At 48.2% G+C, this 22,390-nt stretch carries 19 protein-coding genes and 1 pseudogene; 12 read left to right on the forward strand and 8 right to left on the reverse strand.

The genetic code is table 11. The annotated features are described in order from the left end of the window. Window positions 1-139 precede the first annotated feature (139 nt). On the reverse strand, window positions 140-1,900 hold the full coding sequence (locus AYY17_RS19110; RefSeq protein WP_067426417.1) for a DEAD/DEAH box helicase: 1,761 nt from the start codon (window positions 1,898-1,900) through the stop codon (window positions 140-142). Window positions 1,901-2,111: 211 nt separating this feature from the next. Between AYY17_RS19110 and rsuA the strand changes: the two genes are divergently transcribed. From rsuA to AYY17_RS19125, 3 genes are all read left to right on the forward strand, one after another. Then, window positions 2,112-2,807 (forward strand): 16S rRNA pseudouridine(516) synthase RsuA, encoded by a 696-nt coding sequence (gene rsuA, locus AYY17_RS19115; RefSeq protein ID WP_067426419.1) that lies wholly within the window; start codon window positions 2,112-2,114, stop codon window positions 2,805-2,807. Window positions 2,808-2,901: 94 nt separating this feature from the next. Then, window positions 2,902-4,086 carry a Bcr/CflA family multidrug efflux MFS transporter gene (locus AYY17_RS19120; RefSeq protein ID WP_067426420.1) on the forward strand — a complete coding sequence of 395 codons (1,185 nt, stop codon included), beginning with the start codon at window positions 2,902-2,904 and terminating at the stop codon, window positions 4,084-4,086. A 514-nt stretch (window positions 4,087-4,600) separates the two neighbouring features. Then, window positions 4,601-4,945 (forward strand): YejG family protein, encoded by a 345-nt coding sequence (locus AYY17_RS19125; RefSeq protein ID WP_067402830.1) that lies wholly within the window; start codon window positions 4,601-4,603, stop codon window positions 4,943-4,945. Window positions 4,946-5,085: 140 nt separating this feature from the next. Here AYY17_RS19125 and mepS read toward each other — a convergent pair whose 3' ends face one another. Both mepS and AYY17_RS19135 read right to left on the reverse strand, forming a co-directional pair. Continuing rightward, on the reverse strand, window positions 5,086-5,640 hold the full coding sequence (gene mepS, locus AYY17_RS19130) for a bifunctional murein DD-endopeptidase/murein LD-carboxypeptidase (RefSeq protein ID WP_067402827.1): 555 nt from the start codon (window positions 5,638-5,640) through the stop codon (window positions 5,086-5,088). Window positions 5,641-5,969: 329 nt separating this feature from the next. Further along, on the reverse strand, window positions 5,970-6,689 hold the full coding sequence (locus AYY17_RS19135) for a phosphatase PAP2 family protein (RefSeq protein ID WP_067426422.1): 720 nt from the start codon (window positions 6,687-6,689) through the stop codon (window positions 5,970-5,972). A gap of 366 nt (window positions 6,690-7,055) precedes the next feature. Here AYY17_RS19135 and AYY17_RS19140 point away from each other — a divergent pair, with 366 nt between their 5' ends. Together AYY17_RS19140 and AYY17_RS19145 are read left to right on the forward strand one after the other, a co-directional pair. Continuing rightward, on the forward strand, window positions 7,056-7,385 hold the full coding sequence (locus AYY17_RS19140; protein ID WP_067402822.1) for a hypothetical protein: 330 nt from the start codon (window positions 7,056-7,058) through the stop codon (window positions 7,383-7,385). 165 nt (window positions 7,386-7,550) lie between these two features. Continuing rightward, the gene (locus AYY17_RS19145) at window positions 7,551-7,904 is read left to right on the forward strand and encodes a hypothetical protein (RefSeq protein ID WP_067426426.1); all 354 of its coding nucleotides are present in this window, start codon (window positions 7,551-7,553) and stop codon (window positions 7,902-7,904) included. Between the two features lie 94 nt (window positions 7,905-7,998). On the opposite strand, the gene yeiP is transcribed toward AYY17_RS19145, so the two are convergent. The 3 genes from yeiP to AYY17_RS19160 all read right to left on the reverse strand — a co-directional run bounded on the left by yeiP (window position 7,999) and on the right by AYY17_RS19160 (window position 10,588). Further along, complete coding sequence (yeiP, locus tag AYY17_RS19150) at window positions 7,999-8,571, reverse strand: elongation factor P-like protein YeiP (protein WP_067426428.1); 573 nt, start codon at window positions 8,569-8,571, stop codon at window positions 7,999-8,001. Window positions 8,572-8,741: 170 nt separating this feature from the next. Further along, entirely contained in the window at window positions 8,742-9,989 is a 1,248-nt protein-coding gene (mtr, locus tag AYY17_RS19155; protein ID WP_067426429.1) for a tryptophan permease, read from the reverse strand. Window positions 9,990-10,165: 176 nt separating this feature from the next. Then, a complete protein-coding gene (locus tag AYY17_RS19160) occupies window positions 10,166-10,588 on the reverse strand; it encodes a nucleotide triphosphate diphosphatase NUDT15 (RefSeq protein ID WP_067426431.1) in 423 nt (140 codons plus the stop codon). A 238-nt stretch (window positions 10,589-10,826) separates the two neighbouring features. Here AYY17_RS19160 and fruK point away from each other — a divergent pair, with 238 nt between their 5' ends. Next, entirely contained in the window at window positions 10,827-11,762 is a 936-nt protein-coding gene (gene fruK / locus AYY17_RS19165; RefSeq protein WP_067426432.1) for a 1-phosphofructokinase, read from the forward strand. 6 nt (window positions 11,763-11,768) lie between these two features. Here fruK and nfo read toward each other — a convergent pair whose 3' ends face one another. Together nfo and AYY17_RS19175 are read right to left on the reverse strand one after the other, a co-directional pair. Next, complete coding sequence (gene nfo / locus AYY17_RS19170; protein ID WP_067426435.1) at window positions 11,769-12,611, reverse strand: deoxyribonuclease IV; 843 nt, start codon at window positions 12,609-12,611, stop codon at window positions 11,769-11,771. A 91-nt stretch (window positions 12,612-12,702) separates the two neighbouring features. Then, window positions 12,703-13,776 (reverse strand): YeiH family protein, encoded by a 1,074-nt coding sequence (locus AYY17_RS19175; RefSeq protein WP_067426437.1) that lies wholly within the window; start codon window positions 13,774-13,776, stop codon window positions 12,703-12,705. A 203-nt stretch (window positions 13,777-13,979) separates the two neighbouring features. On the opposite strand from AYY17_RS19175, the gene yieE reads away from it, so the two are divergent. The 6 genes and pseudogenes from yieE to AYY17_RS19205 all read left to right on the forward strand — a co-directional run bounded on the left by yieE (window position 13,980) and on the right by AYY17_RS19205 (window position 22,147). Beyond that, window positions 13,980-14,846: a DNA-binding transcriptional regulator YeiE gene (gene yieE / locus AYY17_RS19180; protein WP_067426439.1), complete on the forward strand. Its 867-nt coding sequence runs from the start codon at window positions 13,980-13,982 to the stop codon at window positions 14,844-14,846. Between the two features lie 174 nt (window positions 14,847-15,020). Further along, entirely contained in the window at window positions 15,021-16,502 is a 1,482-nt protein-coding gene (locus AYY17_RS19185; protein ID WP_067426441.1) for an amino acid permease, read from the forward strand. Between the two features lie 311 nt (window positions 16,503-16,813). After that, window positions 16,814-17,938, forward strand: coding sequence for an ABC transporter substrate-binding protein (locus AYY17_RS19190; protein WP_067426442.1), 1,125 nt, complete (start codon window positions 16,814-16,816; stop codon window positions 17,936-17,938). A gap of 49 nt (window positions 17,939-17,987) precedes the next feature. Then, window positions 17,988-19,063, forward strand: a pseudogene (locus AYY17_RS19195) (FecCD family ABC transporter permease). 1 nt (window position 19,064) lies between these two features. Beyond that, the gene (locus AYY17_RS19200; protein ID WP_067426443.1) at window positions 19,065-19,880 is read left to right on the forward strand and encodes an ABC transporter ATP-binding protein; all 816 of its coding nucleotides are present in this window, start codon (window positions 19,065-19,067) and stop codon (window positions 19,878-19,880) included. Between the two features lie 293 nt (window positions 19,881-20,173). Further along, entirely contained in the window at window positions 20,174-22,147 is a 1,974-nt protein-coding gene (locus AYY17_RS19205) for a ligand-gated channel protein (protein WP_067426445.1), read from the forward strand. Window positions 22,148-22,390: the final 243 nt, after the last annotated feature.

Consider the following 22,390-nt stretch of genomic DNA (forward strand, 5'->3'; position numbering starts at 1 on the left):
TGCTACAGGCGACCCAGCAGCAAAGTCGGTATTTGGCTTCCGCCCGGATTTCCCGGGATGAAGCGGCGTGCATTTTACCGAAAATGCGGACAAACGGCAAACGAAACCCGGTATAAAACCGGAAAAGCGAAGTATAAGATTACGCCAGACTATCGGATTTACGAAAACGGCCCTGATAATCAAAGATTTTTTCCCGGATCTGCCAATATGGTTCTTTTTTGCGCGCGACAATAAAATCAGGGTAACGCAGCAGAACTTGCTGGTTAATCACCGATTGTGCATCCTGCCAGTTAAACGGAACACCCGGCGCACGTAAATGCTGCGCTAAAAACTGTTTTTCAAACACAAAGCGCTGTGCGGGAGTTGTCAGGCGGAAACGTTCACTGACGGATGTACCATCCTCGTCATAATAATTAACGGATAACCATTCACCACGGTTATCTGCGCCGGGGGTCAGGGTCATGCCACCGCAGCGTAATACCAGCGAATTTTTCAGGCGCAGTGCTGCTTTGAGCATATCATCAGGATCACTGAGGATTTCATCACAATGGCAGCAGCGCCGCGCAGCAATATCATTTTCACCGTTGCAGGACGGGCAGAGTTTGAAGCGGAAGCGGAAATCACACTGATGGCGTGAGGAATCATCATCGGCATCAATAATTCCCTGACAACGGCGGCCATAGTGCTCAATAATGTGCCCGTCGTCAGTACATATTCCCCAGAAGAGGTTGGCGAATCCGCAGAGCGGGCAGAACACCTGCACCGGCTGACTTTTGCTGTTTGGTTTGTGAGTCCCTACTTCCGGCATAAAGAGATCATGCGGGTTTCCGGCATAGTCGAGGATAAGACACTCTGTTTTCCCGGGGGACAGGCGCAATCCTCTCCCGGCAATTTGCTGGTAAAGGCTGACTGATTCAGTCGGGCGCAAAATAGCGATAACATCCACATGCGGCGCATCAAACCCGGTGGTCAGCACGGAGACATTGACCAGATAGTGCAGTTTGCGGGCTTTAAAGGCGCGGATCACCTCTTCCCGCGCCTGTGCCGGGGTATCTGCACTGATAAGCGCGGCGTCTCCTGCCGGCAGCAGAGTGACAATTTCCGCTGCGTGCTCCACGGTGGCGGCAAATACCATGCAGCCCTGACGGGGTGCGGCGTATTCAATTATCTGACGGACAATCTGTGGTGTGATGCGTTTTTGTTTTTTCAGCTCACGGTTGAGTGCCTGTGTATCAAAAATACCAAGAGAGCTGACCGGCACCTGCGTGAAATCATAATGCAGAACCGGCATGTCCAGGCGCTGAGGCGGCACCAGATAGTGATGGTTTATCATGTAGCGCAGCGGCAGTTCATAGATACAATCACGGAAAAAACACGTATCTTCACCGCGGATCATGCCATGATAGTGATATTGATAGATCCAGCCGCTGCCGAGCCGGTAAGGGGTGGCGGTCAGCCCCAGGATCCGCAGACCCGGATTAGTTTTACGCAGATGCTGTATGACCTGCTGGTACTGGCTGTCTTCACTCAGGCTGATGCGGTGGCATTCATCTATAATCAGCAGGGAAAAGGCACCGCTGAAATCGTCAGTATTACGCGCGACAGATTGCACACTGCCGAATATCACTTTTTGTGAGGACTCTTTTTGCGCCAGGCCTGCTGAATAAATCCCTGCATTTAATCCATAAGCGTGATATTTGCTGTGATTTTGTTCAACCAGTTCTTTCACATGAGCAAGTACCAGTACCCGCCCGCGGGCGAGTCGCGCCAGTTCTGCAATCACCAGGCTTTTCCCGGCACCTGTCGGTAAAACAATGACCGCCGGTGTGGTGTGCTTGCGAAAATAGTGCAGTGTGGCGTCGACAGCCTCCTGCTGGTAGGGGCGCAGGGTGAAAGCCATGAATACTCCGGCGGGTTGGTACAGGAAACAGGGTAGTAGCATACCATACTTCAGGCGTGATAATTGACTGCGCACCGGGCGATAAACCACGGGAAAGGCGCTGCTATTCTGATGCTTTGTTGTTATAATTATTTCTGCTGTTATTATCAAAATAAATCTTTCACACTATCTGCCGGTTGCGCTCACGGGCGCGTCATTTTAAGAGACAATCATGCGATTGGATAAATTCCTTGCCCATCAGACGGGCATCAGCCGGACCCTTGTTGCCAGAGAACTGCGCACAGGGCTGGTTACTGTTGATGGTGAAATCGTGAAAAGCGGTTCACGTCAAATCAGCGCGGACAATGAAGTGGCTTATGACGGCAATATCATGTCGCATGTTACAGGCCCCCGTTATTTTATGCTGAACAAGCCGGAGGGCTATGTCTGCTCTACGGATGACCCGGTTAACCCGACAATCCTCTATTTTGTGGATGAACCGGTTGCACATAAATTACACGCCGCCGGACGGCTGGATATTGATACCACCGGGCTTGTGCTGATGACAGATGACGGTCAGTGGTCTCACCGTATCACTTCACCGAAACATCACTGTGAAAAAACCTACCGCGTGACACTTGATGCGCCGGTCGCGGATGATACGGCGGCTCTGTTTGCTCAGGGTGTGATGCTCAACGGTGAACAACATCCGACCAAACCGGCGCGACTGGAGATAATTACAGCGCAGGATGTGCGCCTGACTATCTCAGAAGGGCGTTATCATCAGGTAAAACGGATGTTTGCAGCAGCCGGTAATCATGTCAATGCACTGCACCGCGAGCGGATCGGTGGCATTGTTCTGGATGAAACTCTGGCGCCGGGTGAATACCGCCCGCTGACTGATGAGGAAATTCAGTCAGTCTTCTGAAAATCTTATACCCGGCGTCATTCAGGTTGCAGGTAACGAACCTGCGGTTTGAATGAATAAGGGGATATAACGAATTAAATACGGAGTAACAGGCGTGCAATCGCAACGTTCGACTTATTTCGGCCTGATTTTTATTCTGGGCCTGTTATCGATGCTGATGCCACTGGCAATCGATATGTATCTGCCAAGCATGCCGACCATCGCCCGTGACTTCGGTGCCTCTGAGGGCGATGTTCAGATGACCCTCAACAGCTATCTGATTGGCTTTGCCGCCGGGCAATTGGTGTACGGACCGATGGCGGATGCGCTCGGACGAAAACCGGTTATTCTGGGCGGGACACTGATTTTTGCGCTGGCTTCTGCGGGATGTGCACTGTCACAAGATATCGATACCTTTATCGGTATGCGCGGGCTGCATGGTTTTGCGGCGGCGGCTGCCAGTGTGGTAATCAATGCATTGATGCGGGATATGTTCACGAAAGATGAATTCTCCCGCAGTATGTCGTTTGTTGTGCTGGTGATGACAATTGCACCTCTGATTGCCCCGATTATGGGCGGCTTACTGATGCTGTGGTTCAGCTGGCATGCCATTTTCTGGACAATTATGGTGGCAGCATTGATCGCTGCCGTACTGGTACTCTTTTTTATCCGCGAAACCCTGCCGAAAGAGCGCCGCCAGCCATTTCGGATGCGCACGATGCTGGGGCAGTTTGTTGTCCTGTTCCGTCAGAAACAGGTGCTTTGCTATATGGTGGCCTCCGGGTTTTCATTTGCGGGTATGTTTTCGTTTCTTTCCGCAGGCTCCTTTGTGTACATTCAGCTTTATGGTCTGACGGAGCTGGAATTCGGCTATTGCTTTGCGCTGAATATCGTCTTTCTGTTTATTATGACAACGATTAACAGCCGCTATGTCCGCCGCTTTGGTGCGTTGAACATGCTGCGTACCGGGCTTGTGGTGCAGCTTATTGCCGGATGCTGGCTGATGTTTGCCGCTGTTGCTGATCTTGGTTTTATTGCCATTCTGATTGGTGTCGCCTGTTATGTGGGAAATATCGCCATGATCACCTCGAACGCGATGGCGGTTATCCTTGATGACTATCCGCACATGGCGGGAACCGCATCTTCTCTGGCTGGTGTTCTGCGCTTTGGTATTGGTGCCGGTGTGGGTGCGGTAGTGGCATCGTTTGAAATGACCACGGTCTGGCCGATGGTCGGTGCGATGGCATTGTGTATCCTGATTGCGGCATCATTAGTATTGTATGCCCGGCGTTTTGCCTGATTACTTTCCTCTCTGCCGGCTCCGGTATTCACCTGAGCCGCAGCTTGCGCGTAAGAACAGTAATTGTCGAATGATTACCCTGCTTAATTATCTGCATAGTATCAGGTTGATCTGAATCATAAAAAGTTACACTAATGTAAAGGCATTTTCTGGTTGAAAACCGCGCACAAACCCACGAAGTAACCATCCGTTTTTATAATTAACTGATTTCAAATTATATTTGCGTGTATTTCCATATTTTCACCGGGAGATTATATCCTTATAAATTCAATTCCGCCTATATGATATAAAATAAACAGGTTGAGAAAATTAACAAAACAGTATACAAATAGGGTCAGATGAATTAATGATGTTAATATTGAGCTAAAAAACATAATGTGTTTGATAGCTGAGACTGAAGTCTATAACCGGTGTTTTAGCTTATCTGAATATTTAATGTTCGTTTTTCCCGTGGAATAGTACCGGAAAAAGTAACGACAGATAATCCACCGGCACAGCATGACAGGATGGCAGTGTGAATAGTAACGCGCTTTCGGTTGTTACCCGCTTACCACAACATTACCGGTTGTCCGGTCATGATACCGGACAGCAGGTAGAAGCTTTACCGGAAACCCGTGTATACGGGGAAGAGAGCCTGAGAGGCTTAAAATTACTGAGTCATGGCCATAAATCAACACATGATGCGCTCTGTATTATCCGGGCGCATCTGGAAGGATTACAGATTGACAGTGTGATCCTGATCTGGGAAGGTGAGCCGTGTTTATTTTTGCGCAGTGCTGATGAGGGTATGGCATTGTGTGCGCTGAAAACAGCGGGTGCGGCGATTGCAGAGAATATATCAGCTCTTTACCCGTTCTGAATTGCGGTTAACAGCGCTTTTCGGATGTCGTACGCGGAACTGAACAGAATTAATGAGCCACACTTAACTTATAAATAAAAAAGCTTCCTTTTCAGGAAGCTTTTTTATTTATAAGGATATGTTGCAAGGGAAGTACAACATTACTTTATTAAACGACGTCCGTCATAATAACGGTTATTCCAGTACTTATCTGTCATATTCGAAACGATTACACCGTTTGATGTGGATGCGTGGACGAATTTATCGTTACCAACATAGATACCGACATGACGCTGATATTTACCGGTCTTAAATAAGACCAAATCACCGGCCTGTAATTTTGTACGTTTTACACTTTTGCCGGCACTTTGTTGTTCTGCGGTGGAGCGGGGCAGATCCATACCAAACTGGTCACGGAATGTCTGGCGGACAAAAGCAGAGCAATCAATACCTGAACGGGTAGTACCACCGAGGCGGTAAGATACACCTTTCCAGCTGGCATACTGAGACATCAGTTTAGATTTTACATCAACATTATTTACTAACTGTTCGAATTCATCCTGAGACGCTTGCAAGGCAAAATTAGTTGTACGGGTTTCAGATTGAACTTGACGTGCTGTATTCGGTGATGTGCTGCATGCCGATAACGTCGCTGCGATAATCAAAGCCGGAACTATCCGGATGACATATCTCAGAATTGGTTGAGATGTGACCATGTATGAGTTTTCCCTTGCAGTCCTTATGTGACAAATGCCACTGAAATAAACAAAACATATTCACACTAGTTAAATACACTGAGATGTACAATACGTTTATATAAAAAAACGTGTGGAACAACACACTTTATATTCAATACAATTATTTAGTACAGAGCCAGCCGGCATCAGATAATGATGTATTATTGATGAAACTAATCTATTCATAATAATCGAACGGATTGATACTACATAAAGGAACCTGAAATGGCGATAGGTAAAGGCGGTTATTTACAAAACATTAAACTTGTCAGTAAAAACAATCAGAAAAGGATGCTAAATATGTTTATTTAATGTGAAATAATCTTTGTTATATCGGAAGTACGGGGCATCCGCCGAACCAAAAAATTAACAAATAAGTCACTCAGAGGGGTCATCAGCAGCCAGCTCATGCTGATTAGTGTCAGCGATAACGATCCGACCATAACATCTGTAAGCCAGTGGGCACCTGACATAATTCTGGGCAGAGAGAAAATAATGATTATCAGCATTGCGGCAGGGACGTAACGAAATCCGCCGTAGCGCCAGACAAAAGCGGTGAAAATCATCAGCAGCAGCCCGTGATCACCAGGAAAACTGCTTTTAGATGCATCTTTTGTACAGATACCCGTGATATCACTGACCCGGTTCGCCTGCTCAACTGACAGTGTCGGGCTCAGGCGCTCAAAAGGGAGCAACTGACCAATCTGGTTGATAATAACCGCACTTACCACCATCACTATTCCTGCCATGACCAACCTGCGTTTACCGGCGGCATCTTTGCGGCGAAATATCGCGTAATACAGTATTCCCATTGTCAGCAGTGCGGCGAGATCAAATGCCCTGTTATTAATAATGGCAATAAAGGTGCTCAGAGTATGCTGGGTAGCGAGCGGATCGTTGAAAAAACGGAACACCGCATTGTCAGAATATGCCCACAGGTCACTACTGACCGGCAGATACCAGGACAAAAACAGAAACACACCTGTCAGACTGAGGACGAGGGGAGCAGTGAGACGTTGCAGGGTCATTCTTTAATCCGTTGATAATACCGGGAAATTGAGTAAAAAATCAGGTCTCCACTCTGACAGAATTACGCTGAAAACGGGTAGGCAAAAAGAGGGAAAAAATAAATGTTATTTTAATGTAAATAATGTTAATTTTCAGATATGCACTATAATAGTGTTAGGTGAACAAGAAATGGATAATACGTACAACATGGAGCAATGGTAAAGGAGGTTTTGGGATAAACCTCTGGCATGATACTAAAAAAAAACAGGGCTGAATGTTATATAACGGTAAAGATTAATGACATAGTGTCGATAAAGAATAAGCGCATTTTTTCATTGTGAAGGCAAACGGACTGCCCCGCAACAGACTACCCAACGAGGTATACCATGAAAAAGTTACTATTCTTTATCTCTGTTTTCGGCTTGTTAATCAGTAATACTACATCTGCATCAGAGACTAAAAACCGTGGTTCATCAGGCATTATTATATTCCACGGAGCTATTGTTGAAGGTCCCTGCATGATGGATTTTCAGACAAATGATATCAGCTCCCGCTGTTACCGCTCAGGGATGAATAAGGAACAGCTCAATACAAAAACCATTACCAAAAAAACCACATCGCTCGCAAATCTGATCCCCGCAAATATCGGGCATGCAAAACTAAAATGGATTGATGACAATAAATCATTGGCGATGGTGGTAGTCAGTTACCTTTAATGCAGGACAAAGCTCACAATTAACTACTGCAGGGGAAACTGGTCAATCGTGTGATGTAACGCAACGCGATACCTGTTTCCTCTTCTTTTCTTTCATTTTCCGCGCTATAACAAAGATAACGTTAACAGGCGTTTGTCAGAATGAAAGTACCAGCGGGGTGCCTGCGTGAGTCATCTGAAAACGATTATCAGCAGTATATTGTTTAGCTTATCTGCGGCTGTGACCTGTGCGGGCGCAATGAGTGAGGGGACTATTTTGCTTGCGGGCAGTGTGGTGAATGCAGCGTGTGAGGTTCGTGTACTGACACCCGGCAATCAACAGGCCGGAAAGCAACCGTACAGGCAATCACCTGCTTTCGAATATAGCTGTTTGCGCGATGGCAGGTCAGACCGTATACGCGATATCATAACGGACGGTGAATTATCGGAGGGACGCCTGCCGCAGTCGGTGGGACGGACATCCTATATTGTACTGAGTGAACAACGTGGTGAAGGCTATTTGCGGGTGGATTATTTCTGAGCGGAAGAATGAATGCCCCTGAGTTATCCGGTTCCCGCCGGTGGCAGAAAACCGGTAACCCGGATAACAAACCGTTAATTACTGATAGCGCGAATTAATCTGCGCGGCTCATATAACGGCGTTCCGCGATATGAATACGGATTTTTTCACCGGCACTCAGATATTCAGGCACCTGAACCACCAGTCCGGTAGGCATTGTTGCCGGTTTTGTCCGTGCACTGGCTGATGCCCCTTTGATTCCCGGGGTGGTTTCCACGATCGCCATATCAACTGTCTGAGGCAGTTCCAGCGCCAGAACCTGTCCATCCATTGTCAGTACCTGCATCCCCGGTAAGCCTTCTTCGGGAATAAACAGTAATTCATCTTCGATCTGCTCTTTTTTCATCGGATACGGAGTGAAATCTTCATCATCCATAAACACATATTCATCGCCATCCACATAGGAGAGCTGAACCGCGCGGCGGGACAGTGTGATGGTCTCCAGAATATCATCGCCTTTAAAACGCTCTTCCACTTTCTGCCCGGTACGGACATCGGTGAAACGCATTTTATACAGGGTGCTGGCACCGCGGGCGCTTGGTGTCTGGACGTCGACATCTTTCACTATCAGCAGTTTGCCGTTATAGCTGATTGCACTACCCCGTTTAATTTCATTGGCTTTAGCCATAATATGTCCCGTTACTTAAATATTGATTATAAAAGAAGCCAAAACAGCCTCCTGATTGGCGACAAAATTACGCGTAGTTTTTCCAATGTGCAAGCCTAAATTACAACGGCGGCGCTGAGAATGAAAAACACCCGCATACCTTATGGTTGCGGGTGTTAACAGGTCGGTAATCAGCGGTAAACAGGCAGTAAATTCATCATTGATAAAATATGGGTTACTGCATTAATTACGCCGAATAAAATAATAAAGATGATCATCGCATTGCCGCCCGGAACCCGGTATGCCGCCGTCGGATTGCGCCGCCGTGTGGCTTTTGCCATCAGAGCCGGAACAATGACCGCCCAGATAGTGGCTGCCAGTCCGGCAAAGCCGATGGCATACAGGAAACCGTCCGGATACAGCACGGCCAGTACTGCCGGCGGAACAAAGGTAAACAGGGCTGATTTAAGACGGCCGGTGCCGTTATCTTTAAATTTAAAGAAATCGGCAAGGTAGTCAAATAATCCCAGCGATACCCCCAGGAATGAGCTTGCCAGCGCCATATAACTAAATAAATTCAGAAGGTTGACGGTCGCATCACTGCGGATCACGGCTTTCATCTGGCCTAACAGCGCAGTGATATTACCGCCCTCAGCCATAACTTGTTTAAAGTTTGCGCGTGGCACATTACCCTGCGCGGCAAACTGCCATAAAATATAAATAACCAGAGAAATCAGGGAGCCGATAAACAGGCTGCGCACCACTGACTTTGCATCTTTCTGATAATATTTTACCAGTCCCGGCACATTTCCGTGGAACCCGAAAGAGGTCAGAAGGAACGGCAGAGCCACCAGCGCATAAGGCAGATAATGTGCATCCGGGTCTGCGGTATTAAATAAAATAGCCGGTTTAAATTCTGTGACCATTCCGCCCGCGGACATCACAAACGCGATAACCATACCGCCGATAAGAATAGTACACAGACGGTCGACAGCTTTGGTTGAGATCCAGACAATCACGGCAACAACGGCGGCAAACAGCAGTCCGCTCATCGCCGGTGTTATCGATAATCCCCGCGAAGACAGATTTTCCTGAAGCATCGAGCCGCCTGCAGAAATATAAGCGTAAGTCAGGATATACAGGACAAAGGCAATAGACAGCCCGTTAATTGTCGCCCAGCCGTTACCGAGTAAATCTTTGGTAATAGTGTGAAAGCTGGAACCGGTCGGGTAATTCAGGTTTGCTTCCAGGATCATCAGCCCGGACATATACATGCAAAACCAGGTGTAAATCAGCAGCAGCACTGAGCCTGTGAACCAGACACCCGCCGTCATAACCGGAATGGAAAACATACCGGCACCGACTGCGGTGCCGGCGATAATCATGGCACCGCCGAGGACAGAAGGGCGTTTGGTCTGGGTTATTGCATCACTGCTCATAAAATTCTCCGGTTATCTGGTTCTGTATACGCTAGTTCTGTGTACTAGCTTGATGATACGACCGTGATCGAAGGTTGTAAAGCAGATAAACCGGTAAATTCATGAATTACGATACGAATGAGTAATTAATGAGCAACTTCTTTACCTGACTGAGCAGAGCAGGAAGGTTCAGCCTGTTATTTTTTCAGATAAAATTGCTGTGTCTGCCACAGATGAATGGCATTACGGCTGGCCTCAAAGTGTGGCTCGGGCAGGACATCAGGGTTGCACCACATAATAGCGCTGAATTTATCCGGCTCCTGAATAACAGGCAGAGTATCACTGTCATATTTTGCCAGAAGACAAACAGACACCGTGTGTTTACCCTCTTCCTGATAAGTTTGCAGGTTATTACACAGCCCGATAACCTGCGGGTTACTCAGGGTAATACCAACCTCTTCCTGAATTTCACGGATAGCACAGGCTTCAAAGGTTTCCCCGGGATCAACATGACCGCCGAAGATTGACCAGTAAGGTGCATGTTTTCCGCTGCGTTTTCCCAGCAAAACCTCACCTTTGTTATTGATAATGATGACACCGGTGCCGACAACAACTGACATTATTCTGTCCTTATTTTCAATCAGATTACAGGTGCTATGTTACACTGCGACCCGCCGGTCTGACAGTGTGTTTTGTTTTGATAAGGTCTTCCTGCAAATTGAATGATTCAGAGCATAGAATATCCCGTCGGGTGTGTTATAACTGAAACGATTCAAAAGTGGTCTGTTCATCACGCCATTGAATATCAATAATGATTAGAGCACGTTAGCCAATAATAACTGAGGGAGCCTCCGGCTGATGACCCGTCGAGTAGCCACTATTACCTTAAATCCGGCCTATGACCTGGTAGGGATGTGTTCATCCCTTGAGCTGGGCGAGGTGAATCGTGTCAGAACTGTCGGGTTACATCCTGCGGGAAAAGGCATCAATGTGGCAAAAGTTCTGCGCGATCTTGGCGTGGATGTCACCGTCAGTGGTTTTCTGGGAAAAGAAAATCAGGAAGAATTTCAGTATTTTTTCAGTGAAAACGGATTGGCAAACCGCTTCCATGTTATCCCCGGGCGCACCCGTATTAATGTCAAACTTACGGAAAACAGCGGGGCAGTGACGGATCTTAATTTCTCCGGTTTTCGCATCGCGGAAAGTGAATGGCAGAAATTTATGACGGATTCACTGACCTGGCTCGGGCAATTTGACATGGTGGTGGTCAGCGGCAGTCTGCCGGAAGGCGTTGAACCCGCGTGGTTTACTGCCTGGATGAGCAAACTGCGTCAGTTATGTCCGTGCATCATTTTTGACAGCAGCCGCGAGGCGCTGGTGGCGGGTCTGAAAGCCACACCGTGGCTGGTTAAACCCAACCGTCATGAGCTGGAAATCTGGGCGGGGAAACCTTTGCCGGAACTGGCTGATGTTATCACTGCCGCCCATGCGTTGCGGGATAAAGGTATTGCCCATGTGGTGATTTCATTAGGGCAGGAAGGCGCATTGTGGGTTAATGCGTCCGGTGCCTGGCTTGCCAAACCACCGCACTGTGAGGTGATAAGTACCGTTGGCGCAGGCGATTCAATGGTCGGCGGGCTGGTGTATGGTCTGCTGATGAGCCAGAGCAGTGAACACACATTGCGGATGGCGACCGCGGTTTCCGCACTGGCAGTGAGCCAGCCCGGCGTAGGTGTTCGTGACCGCGCCGAACTGGCTGCCATGATGGCCCGGATTACGCTGAACCCGGTCTGAGCCGGGTTATTTCGCCAGAGACTTCAGCCACGCAATTTCCTGCGGCCAGATATCCGGATTAACGGTTTCCAGTACCATCGGGATGCCGTCAAACCGCTTATCTTTCATAATAAATTCAAACGGTGCATTACCTATCTTGCCGATCCCCAGACTGTCGTGACGGTCAACGCGGCTGGCGAATTCGCTTTTTGCATCATTAAGGTGCATCCCTTTCAGATACTCAAATCCAACTACGCGCTCAAATTCATCAAACGTCGCTTTACAGGTTTCAGCCGTCCGTAAATCATACCCGGCCGCGAAGGCGTGGCAGGTATCGATACAAACGCCGACCCGTGATTTATCGTCCACGCCGTCAATAATGGCGGCAAGCTGCTCAAAACGGAATCCGAGATTGGTTCCCTGACCGGCGGTGTTTTCGATGACGGCAATTACACCGGTTGTCTTATCCAGCGCAATATTAATGGATTCAGCAATGCGTTTCAGGCAATCATCAACCGCGATTTTGTTCAGAAAACTGCCGGGGTGAAAATTGAGGCGATCAATGCCTAACTGCTCACAGCGCTGTAATTCATCCAGAAAGGCATCGCGGGATTTATCCAGTGCTTCCTGCTCCGGGTGCCCGAGATTAATCAGGTAACTGTCGTGAGGCAGGATCTGACCTTTGCCGTAGCCGTATTTTTTGCAGTTGGCTTTGAATGCCGTAATAACTTTTTCTGACAAGGGAGCCGCTTTCCACTGGCGCTGATTTTTGGTGAACAGCGCGAATGCTGTGGCACCTATCTCATGTGCGCGTAAAACGGCCTGATCAACACCCCCGAGGGCGCTGACGTGTGCTCCTACATATTTCATTTTTTATTCTCCTTCTTTGTGCCGATTATGGCATAAGGAAAAGGAGATTGCAGTGGCGGTAAGTCCCGGTCGCACAACCGGGACAACCTGTTCAGCTCAGGAGTGACGGAATCACCAGGTTGATTGCCGCGCCGCCGATAATCAGCCAGACAAAGAGCACCAGCGCCATCAGCATCGGTTTAATCCCTGCCTGGCGGATAGCACTGACATGTGTGGTTAAGCCCAGCGCCACCATGGCCATTGCCAGCAAAATAGTATCCAGAATGATTATCTGACGGACAATCACTTCAGGGATCAGATGAAACGAGTTAAATCCGGCCACAAGGATAAAGAAAACGGCAAACCACGGAATGGTGATCTTGGATTTTGTCTGCGTTTCACCGCGGGCTTTGTTGTTCAGACGGCTCAGGTATTGCGAGAGGATCAGCAGGAATGGCGCGAGCATCATTACGCGGATCATTTTACTGATTACCGCGGCATTTTCTGCATCCGGGCTGATAGCATGACCAATCGCCACAACCTGTGCCACTTCATGCACGGAGGACCCCGCATACACACCAAAACTCATTTCATTAAACGGCAGCCAGCCGAGGGCGGCATTCAGGTGAAACAGCCACGGATAGAGGAAGATCCCTAGCGTCCCGAAAATAACCACGGTTGAGATAGCGACAGCAACCTTACTGGCGGGGGCTTTCACGACCGGCTCTGTTGCCATGACAGCGGCAGCACCACAGATACTGCTGCCGGCACCGATCAGGATCACCGTTTGTTCATCCAGCCCGAACCATTTACGCCCGATATACATTGCGATAAAAAATGTACTTGTCAGCATAACGGCATCGACAATCACACCGCTGAGACCGACATCCGCAATTTGCTGAAAGGTCAGGCGGAAACCATACAAAATAATACCTGCGCGTAAAAAATAGTGTTTGGCAAACCCCACACCGTGTTCACATTGCGGCTTTAATTTCGGATATACCGTATTGCCTGCCACAATGCCCAGTAAAATAGCCAGTGTCAGTGCGCCCAGACCCAGGTTAATAAACCACGGCATCTCACCGAGTAACATGGCGGCGGTTGTCAGGACACCCGCCAGGATAAAGCCCGGGATAAGTTTCAGCCACTTTGATGCGGCAGTATTTTTGGTTTTTTCTGTTTTCATCTGACTCTCAGTGGTTTTCACAAACTTGGTTTTCACAAACAAATAGCGATGGGCAACAGCATAGCGAAAAGCGTAATATTTTAAAAATTGATAATAATTCTATAATCAATCTAAAAATCAGGTTAGCGGTAATCGCAATGTTAAATTATAAGTATAATGTTAATATGATGATAAAAATCGGGATAAAATAAGGGATCGCTGCCATGCGCATCACACTGAGACAACTTGAAGTTTTTGCAGAAGTTCAGAAGTCCGGTTCGACGACACAAGCTTCCCTCCAACTGTCACTCTCACAGTCCGCTGTGAGCGCCTCGCTGACTGATCTGGAAAACCAGCTGAATGTTCAGCTATTCGACCGGGTCGGAAAACGCCTGGTGACCAATGAGCACGGGCGTTTATTATACCCCAAAGCTGTTGCTTTGCTGGAGCAGGCCGGTGAAATTGAACAACTGTTCAAAACGGATGCCGGTGCATTACGTTTCGCTGCCAGCACAACAATCGGTAACTATATGCTGCCGAAAATCCTGGGAACGTACCGGGCGGTGCATGAAAACACCCCGCTGGAGTTATATATCTCCAATACTGAGGACGTGATTAAATCGGTACTGGAATTTCGTGTGGATATGGGGCTTATCGAAGGCGCGTGTCACTCCCCTGAACTGATTACCGAACCCTGGCTGGAAGATGAACTGGTGATTTTTTGCAGCCCGGATAACCCGCTGAGTCATAAGAATATTGTAACACTGAATGATTTGCAGAATGCATCCTGGATATTGCGTGAGCGCGGTTCTGGTACGAGAGAAGTGCTGGATCAAATCCTGTTTACCCGTCTGCCGGGTTTTCGTGTGGAAATGGAACTGGGTAATTCCGAGGCTATTAAACATGCGGTACGTTTCGGGCGGGGTATCAGTTGTCTGTCCCGCAGGGTAATAGATGAGCAACTGCATAACGGGCTGCTGGCGGAGGTGCGTGTCGGCGGGCTTATCCTGACCCGTACACTGTTTCGTATCTATCACCGCCAGAAGCATATCTCCAATGCGCTGAATACCTTCCTGACCTATTGCCGCTGAGGTTGCCTGTTCTCTGCCGCCGGGTCTGCGGCGGCAATTATTAGCCGGGTGCTTATAATCCCGTATCAATTATGCAGGTATCTTATAATACTGCATATTTGCTGTGTACTGCCCCGGGATTTCGCTACAATCGTGCTCAGTGGATCAAAAAGAACAACATAAAACAGGATTGTAATGTCTCAGCAAGCGAATCAATCTGCGGGTGAAGAACCCCGGACACTGCGCCGTGAATTAAAAGCGCGCCATCTGGCAATGATTGCCATCGGGGGTTCCATCGGAACCGGATTATTTGTTGCCTCCGGCGCAACAGTTGCTCAGGCGGGACCCGCCGGGGCGCTGTTAACCTACGCAATTATCGGCTTAATGGTCTATTTCTTAATGACCAGCCTGGGCGAACTGGCAGCATATATGCCGGTATCCGGTTCTTTCGCTACCTACGGCGCAAAATATGTCGATGAAGGTTTTGGTTTCGCACTGGGCTGGAACTACTGGTACAACTGGGCGGTTACTATCGCTGTTGACCTGGTGGCAGCTCAGTTGGTGATGACCTACTGGTTCCCGGCGGAAGAAATTCCGGGCTGGGTCTGGAGTGCCGGTTTCCTTGCGATCATGTTCCTGATCAACTTCATTTCTGTTAAAGGGTTTGGTGAAGCGGAATACTGGTTCTCATTAATTAAAGTTACTACCGTTATTCTGTTTATCATTGTGGGTATCATGATGATCAGCGGAATTATGAAAGGTGGTGAAGGTGCGGGCTGGCACAACTGGACCATCGGGGAAGCGCCGTTTAAAGGCGGATTCGCTGCGATGATCGGGGTGGCAATGATAGTCGGTTTCTCTTTCCAGGGAACTGAGCTTATTGGTATTGCGGCGGGTGAATCAAAAGATCCGGCGAAAAATATTCCGAAAGCGGTGCGTAAAGTGTTCTGGCGCATCCTGCTGTTTTATGTGCTGGCTATTTTAGTTATCAGCCTGATTATACCGTATACAGACCCGAACCTGCTGCGTAACGGCACATCGGATATCAGCGTCAGTCCGTTTACCCTGGTCTTTGAACGTGCCGGTTTACTGTCTGCTGCGGCAGTAATGAATGCAGTTATTCTGACAGCCGTTCTGTCTGCGGGTAACTCAGGTATGTATGCATCAACCCGTATGCTGTATACCCTGGCGCGATCCGGTAAAGCACCGAAAATATTCGGTAAATTATCAAAAGGCGGTGTGCCGCGTAATGCGCTGATCGCCACAACAGTGGTTGCCGCACTCTGTTTCCTGACGTCTATGTTTGGTAATCAGTCGGTGTATCTGTGGCTGCTCAATGCTTCGGGGATGACCGGGTTCATCGCCTGGCTCGGTATTGCCATCAGTCATTACCGGTTCCGCAGAGGCTATATTGCCCAGGGCTATGACCTGAAAGATCTCCCGTATCGTTCCGGCTTCTTCCCGGTGGGTCCTATCTTTGCCTTTGTTTTGTGTCTGGGCATTACCCTGGGACAGAACTATGAAGCGTTCCTTCAGGATCAGATTGACTGGGTAGGTGTGGTCGCCACGTATATCGGATTACCGCTGTTCCTCGCTATCTGGTTTGGTTACAAAATTACCAAACGCACCCGTTTTGTCCGCTATGGTGAAATGGACTTTCCCGGCAGCCATAAATAACCGGATCCTGCCTGATAGTGTGACTTATCACGTAAATTGATAAAAAACCTGACTTTATTGGTCAGGTTTTTTTTTGTCTGTCTGTAACAGACGCTGTTGGTGTATCAGTAACATTGAAACTAATTTTATTGATTAAGTCAGATGTTTTATCTATTAATTGTATAAATACAGTTGTGTTATCTTTCGATATATCGTTATTACAGGAAAGGTAGACAGATTGTAATGAGGAAGATAATTATTCCGTATTGATAAGAGTTCTTATTTGCTTTATTGTTATCGCCAATTTCTGACAGATAACAGGAGTCGGTAACGTGAAATTAGTTTCTGTAGCAAAGGGGCTCAGCCTGAGTCTGGTGGCAGGTGCCGTACTGATGAGCAGTACCGCATGGGCTGAAACAGTGGTTGATGCCGCAGGGCGTACAGTTCAGGTTCCGGAAAAAGTGGAGCGCATCCTGTTAGGGGAAGGGCGTATGATCCACGCAGTGGCACTGCTGGAAGGTGATAAACCACTGGCGCGTATTGCCGGGTGGCAGGGCGATTTCCGCAAGCTCGACCCGCAATCTTATGCTGTTTATAAAGCTAAATTCCCTGAAATCGACAATATCCCGCTGATCGGTAACACCACATCAGACAGTGTCAGTTCAGAAAAAGTGTTAACGCTTAATCCGGATGTGGCTATTTTTGGTCTGGCAGGTCACGGGCCGGGTAAAAACAGCGAACTCGTCGGACAACTTGAAAAAGCCGGTATCCCGGTGGTGTTTGTTGATTTCCGTAATGAGCCACTGAAAAATACGCTGCCGGGCATGCGTGTGCTGGGTAAAGTGCTGCACCGCGAAGAGAAAGCCAAAGCCTTTGAAGATTTCTATCAAAAGCAGATGAAATTAGTGACGGATGTGACAGATAACATTCCGGAAGATAAAAAACCAACCGTCTTTATCGACCTGCGTGCCGGGGCATTCCCTGACTGCTGCGGTACTGCCGGTGATGGTAATCTCGGTAATTTTATTGATCTCGCCGGGGGCAAAAATATCGCTAAAGCGGTATTACCTACTCCACTGGGGACAATGAACCTGGAGAAAGTGATCGCGGTTGACCCGTATATTTATCTGGTCAGCGGTGCAAAAGAGCCGGGCAGTACGGATGCCGGTGTGCAACTGGGTGCTAAAGCGACAGAGGCAGAAGCAAAAGCCAGCCTTAAAGCCATTACGGAGCGTAAGGGTATTAATACGCTGACGGCGGTGAAAGAAGGGCGTGACTATGCCATCTGGCACAACTATTATAACTCTCCTTACAACGTGCTGGCCGCACAGATGTTTGCCAAGTGGTTCTATCCGGAGCAGTTTAAAGATTTAGATCCGAAGAAAACCATGGATGAGATGTACAGTCAGTTCCTCGCTGTTGAACCGACAGGAACATACTGGGTCAGCGGAAAATAATATTACGTAGTCAGCAGGTATTTGAAGAATGAGTGTTAGCACAGAAGCAATGTTACAGACAACGCCGGGTAAGACAGACGGTGATTTGGCGTGTGATGTAAAATCACATTACCGGCACTTACTGCGCAGGCGGCTGATGATGATGTCAGCGGTCATAATCATTATTCTCTGTACTGTACTGCTGGATTTCACGATGGGACCTTCCGGGCTCTCTCTTGAGGCGCTGTGGCAGACGCTGATGTCGCCGGAAAGTGTCTCTGCGGGAACCCGTGTGATTGTCTGGGATATCCGTCTGCCGTATGCCCTGATGGCAGTGGTGGTCGGTATGTCCCTCGGTCTTGCCGGTGCTGAAATGCAGACCATTCTCAATAACCCGCTGGCAAGCCCGTTTACCCTCGGGGTGTCCAGCGCGGCATCATTTGGTGCTGCGCTGGCGATTGTCCTCGGTCTGGGTATTCCGGGCGTACCGGATCAGTGGCTGGTTTCAGCTAACGCTTTTGTATTTGCACTGCTCTCTGCAATGATGCTCGATGGTATTACCCGCTGGACACGCGTGGCGACTTCCGGTGTGGTACTGTTCGGTATCGCAATGGTTTTTACCTTTAATGCCCTGGTGTCCATGATGCAATTTATTGCCACGGAAGATACCTTACAGGGACTGGTGTTCTGGACAATGGGCAGCCTGGCGCGTGCCACCTGGATTAAACTGGGCGTGATGGCGCTGGCTTTTGCGATATTGCTGCCGGTTTCCATGAGTAACTCCTGGAAGCTGACGGCGCTGCGCCTGGGTGAAGACCGCGCGGTCAGTTTTGGTATTAATGTGCGCCGTCTGCGTCTCGGACCTTATTGCGCATCAGTATTCTGACAGCACTGGCGGTGGCATTTGTCGGACCGATTGCCTTTATCGGGCTGGTGGCACCGCACATTGCCCGGATGATGTTCGGTGAAGATCACCGCTTCTATTTACCGGCAAGTGCATTAATAGGGGCGCTGGTGTTATCGATGGCATCGATTGCCTCGAAAAACCTGATCCCCGGCGTTATTATTCCGGTTGGTATTGTTACATCACTGGTAGGTGTGCCGTTCTTCCTGAGCATGATCCTGCGTCATAAGGGGAATATGTAAGATGGATATCAACACACTGTCTGGTAACGGATTAAAAATTAACGATTTTTACGCGGGTTATCCGAAACGTAAAATCATTGAAAACCTGAATGTGGCACCCTTGCCGCGCGGAAAAATCACCGTGCTGCTCGGACCGAACGGCAGTGGTAAATCCACCCTGCTGCGTGCGCTCGCCGGGCTGAATAAAGCGACCGGTGAATTGCTGCTGGACGGGCATGACCTGACCATGATGAATTTTGCACAACGTGCAAAGCAAGTGGTTTATCTGCCGCAGACATTACCGGCAGGTGTGCATCTGCATGTGCTGGAGTCGGTGATTGTGGCACAGCGTGCATCCGGCGGGGTATCGGACAATGACAGTGAAAATGAAGTGATGTCTTTGCTGTCACAATTAGGTATTGAACATCTGGCGCTGCATTATCTGGATCAATTATCCGGCGGACAAAAGCAATTAGTCGGATTGGCACAATCCTTAATTCGCAAGCCGTCATTATTATTACTGGATGAACCTCTGAGTGCGCTGGATTTAAATTATCAATATCATGTGATGGATTTAGTCAAACGTGAAACGCAGCGGCGGAATATTATAACGGTTGTGGTTGTTCATGATATTAATATCGCGTTGCGTCATGGCGACCATATATTAATGCTGAAAGACGGTAATCTAATTGCGGAAGGTGAACCCGAAGCGGTTATTACACCGGACAGTCTTGCACGGGTTTACGGTGTGCGCGGGCGCATAGAGCACTGCACACAGGCTGTCCCGCATGTGGTGATTGATGGTCTGGTGCCGAGGGCTGAGGCGTCGCTGTTATAATAAACCGGCTGGTAATGTCATTTTTTATTTTTTCCTGCGAAAATCATTTTCGCAGGAAAGTGTAATCTCAGGTGTTATTCAGACTGTGTCGGTCTGATATTGTTGTATCATTTTCTATATAAATATAATTAGCCTTATAAAAGGTAATAATAAAATAATTATTAATGTCGGAAACGGCAGGGGTGATTATTATTAAAATAAAGGAATAATTACTCTGCATGAAGAGTATGAAGTCCTCAGAGCAAATGTCGATTGTCCATAAATAATATTTCTTTCTTGGAGAATCAAAAATAATGGTTATTTTTTCAAAACGAAAAGTGGCATTAGGTGTTATCGCAGCACTTACTGCACAGGTATCCGCAGTACAGGCCGCGGCTAAAGAGGATGTGATTGTGGTGACCACCGCATCCGGTTTTCAGCAGAAAATTGAAGATGCCGCTGCCACCATTTCAGTGGTGTCACGCGAAGAACTGGAAGGTAAAGCTTACCGTGATGTCACCGATGCGCTGAAAGATGTGCCGGGTGTGGTGGTTACCGGTGGCGGCAGTTCTTCTGACATCAGTATCCGCGGGATGGATCCGAAATACACCATGATCCTGGTTGACGGCAAGCGCGTTGCCAGCCGCGAAACACGTCCTAATAGTGATAACTCCGGTATTGAACAGGGATGGTTGCCGCCGCTCACTGCGATTGAACGCATTGAAGTGGTGCGCGGCCCGATGTCGTCACTGTATGGCTCGGATGCCATGGGCGGGGTTATCAATATTATCACGCGTAAAGCACAGGGTGAGTGGCATGCAAGTGTCCGTGCTGATACGACCATTACGGAAAGCAAAGACAGCGGCAATACCGGGCAGGGCAGTTTCTATGCCGCCGGCCCGCTGGTTGATAACCTGCTGAGCATGAAAGTGAATGGCCAGTATTCCCATCGTGGTGAAGATAATTTTTCAAGCGGATTTAACCGCCAGATAATGACCAGCGGCGGCGGTACACTGACATTGACACCGGATGAGCAGAACAGCATTGATTTCGATTTCAAAAAAGATAACCAGCACCGCGATTCCCGCTGGGAAAAAAGTGCATCAGAATCAAACAAGAAGAAAAAATCCAGTGGCTTTAGTAAATATGAAATGATGCAATATGCGCTGACTCATGATGGTCAGTATGACTGGGGCAGCATGAACAGCTATGTTCAGCGTAACGAAACCAAAAACCCCACTCGTGATATGGAATATTACGACACTATTGCCCGCAATCAGACTGTACTGCCATTGGGGGACCATATGTTAAGCCTCGGCGGTCAGTATCGCTTTGAGGAATTGAAAGATAACAACAATAAACTGGACGGTAATAAGCTGGAACGTTACAGTTGGGCACTGTTTGCAGAAGATGACTGGGCGCTGACCAATGACTTTACGCTGACCGGTGGCCTGCGTATGGATAAAGATGAAAACTTTGGTACGCACTGGACACCGCGTGTTTACGGCGTCTGGCATCTTGATGAAAGCTGGTCGGTTAAAGGCGGCGTGTCAACAGGCTACCGTTCACCGGATCTGCGTCAGGCGACAGCCTCCTGGGGTCAGGCAACCGGCGGCGGTAACTCGAATGCCGTTATCTTTGGTAACCCGGATCTGAAACCGGAAAAAACCGTTACTGAAGAAATCAGTGTGATGTGGAACAATCAGGATAACCTCAATATGAGCCTGACGGTCTTTAACACTGACTTTAAAGATAAGATCACGGAAATCCGCCGCTGCGGCACAGGCACAGACATAAAATGTACCGAAAAAGATCCGGAAGGCAATGATTACATTTTCGTCAGTGACCGTATCAATGTCGACAAAGCCAATATGCGCGGCGTGGAAGCGATAATGAACTGGGAAATGACAGACACACTGTCATTATCAGCAAACTATACCTTCACCAATTCCGAGCAGAAAAGTGGTAAATTCAAAGGTAAAGCACTGAATAAAACCCCGAAACACATGGCGAACGCGACACTTGACTGGGATACCACGCAGGATGTGAAAAGCTGGAGCCGGGTGAACTTCCGCGGTAAAACGTCTGATTACCTGTCACGCACCAATATGGCATCGGGAACTGGTTCTTATGCCACAGTGGATATCGGCGGCAGCTATCAGATTAACAAAGATCTGAACTTTGTAGCGGGCGTGTATAACGTGCTTGATCGTCGTATTGATATGGATGATTACGGCGCAACGTTGGATGGGCGTCGTTATAATGTTGGTATGAATTATAATTTCTAATATACCCTTATTCATTCAAACCGCAGGTTCGTTGGTTGCATCCTGAATGACGTTGGGTAGGGCCGTCAGTTATTACTGAGTACAAAAACACGGTTTCCCCTGCGGAACCGTGTTTTTTTATGGCGTCAGTTCCACTGAGAAATACGATATCAGCCGGATTTTTTAACGTTTTTGCTATAAATTTTCAAAGTTTCGTCACAGAAATTCTGTGAATAAAACGCTATATAAAAAAAATTGCCTGAT

Source organism: Morganella psychrotolerans (assembly GCF_001676055.1).
Taxonomy (GTDB): Bacteria; Pseudomonadota; Gammaproteobacteria; order Enterobacterales; family Enterobacteriaceae; genus Morganella; species Morganella psychrotolerans_B.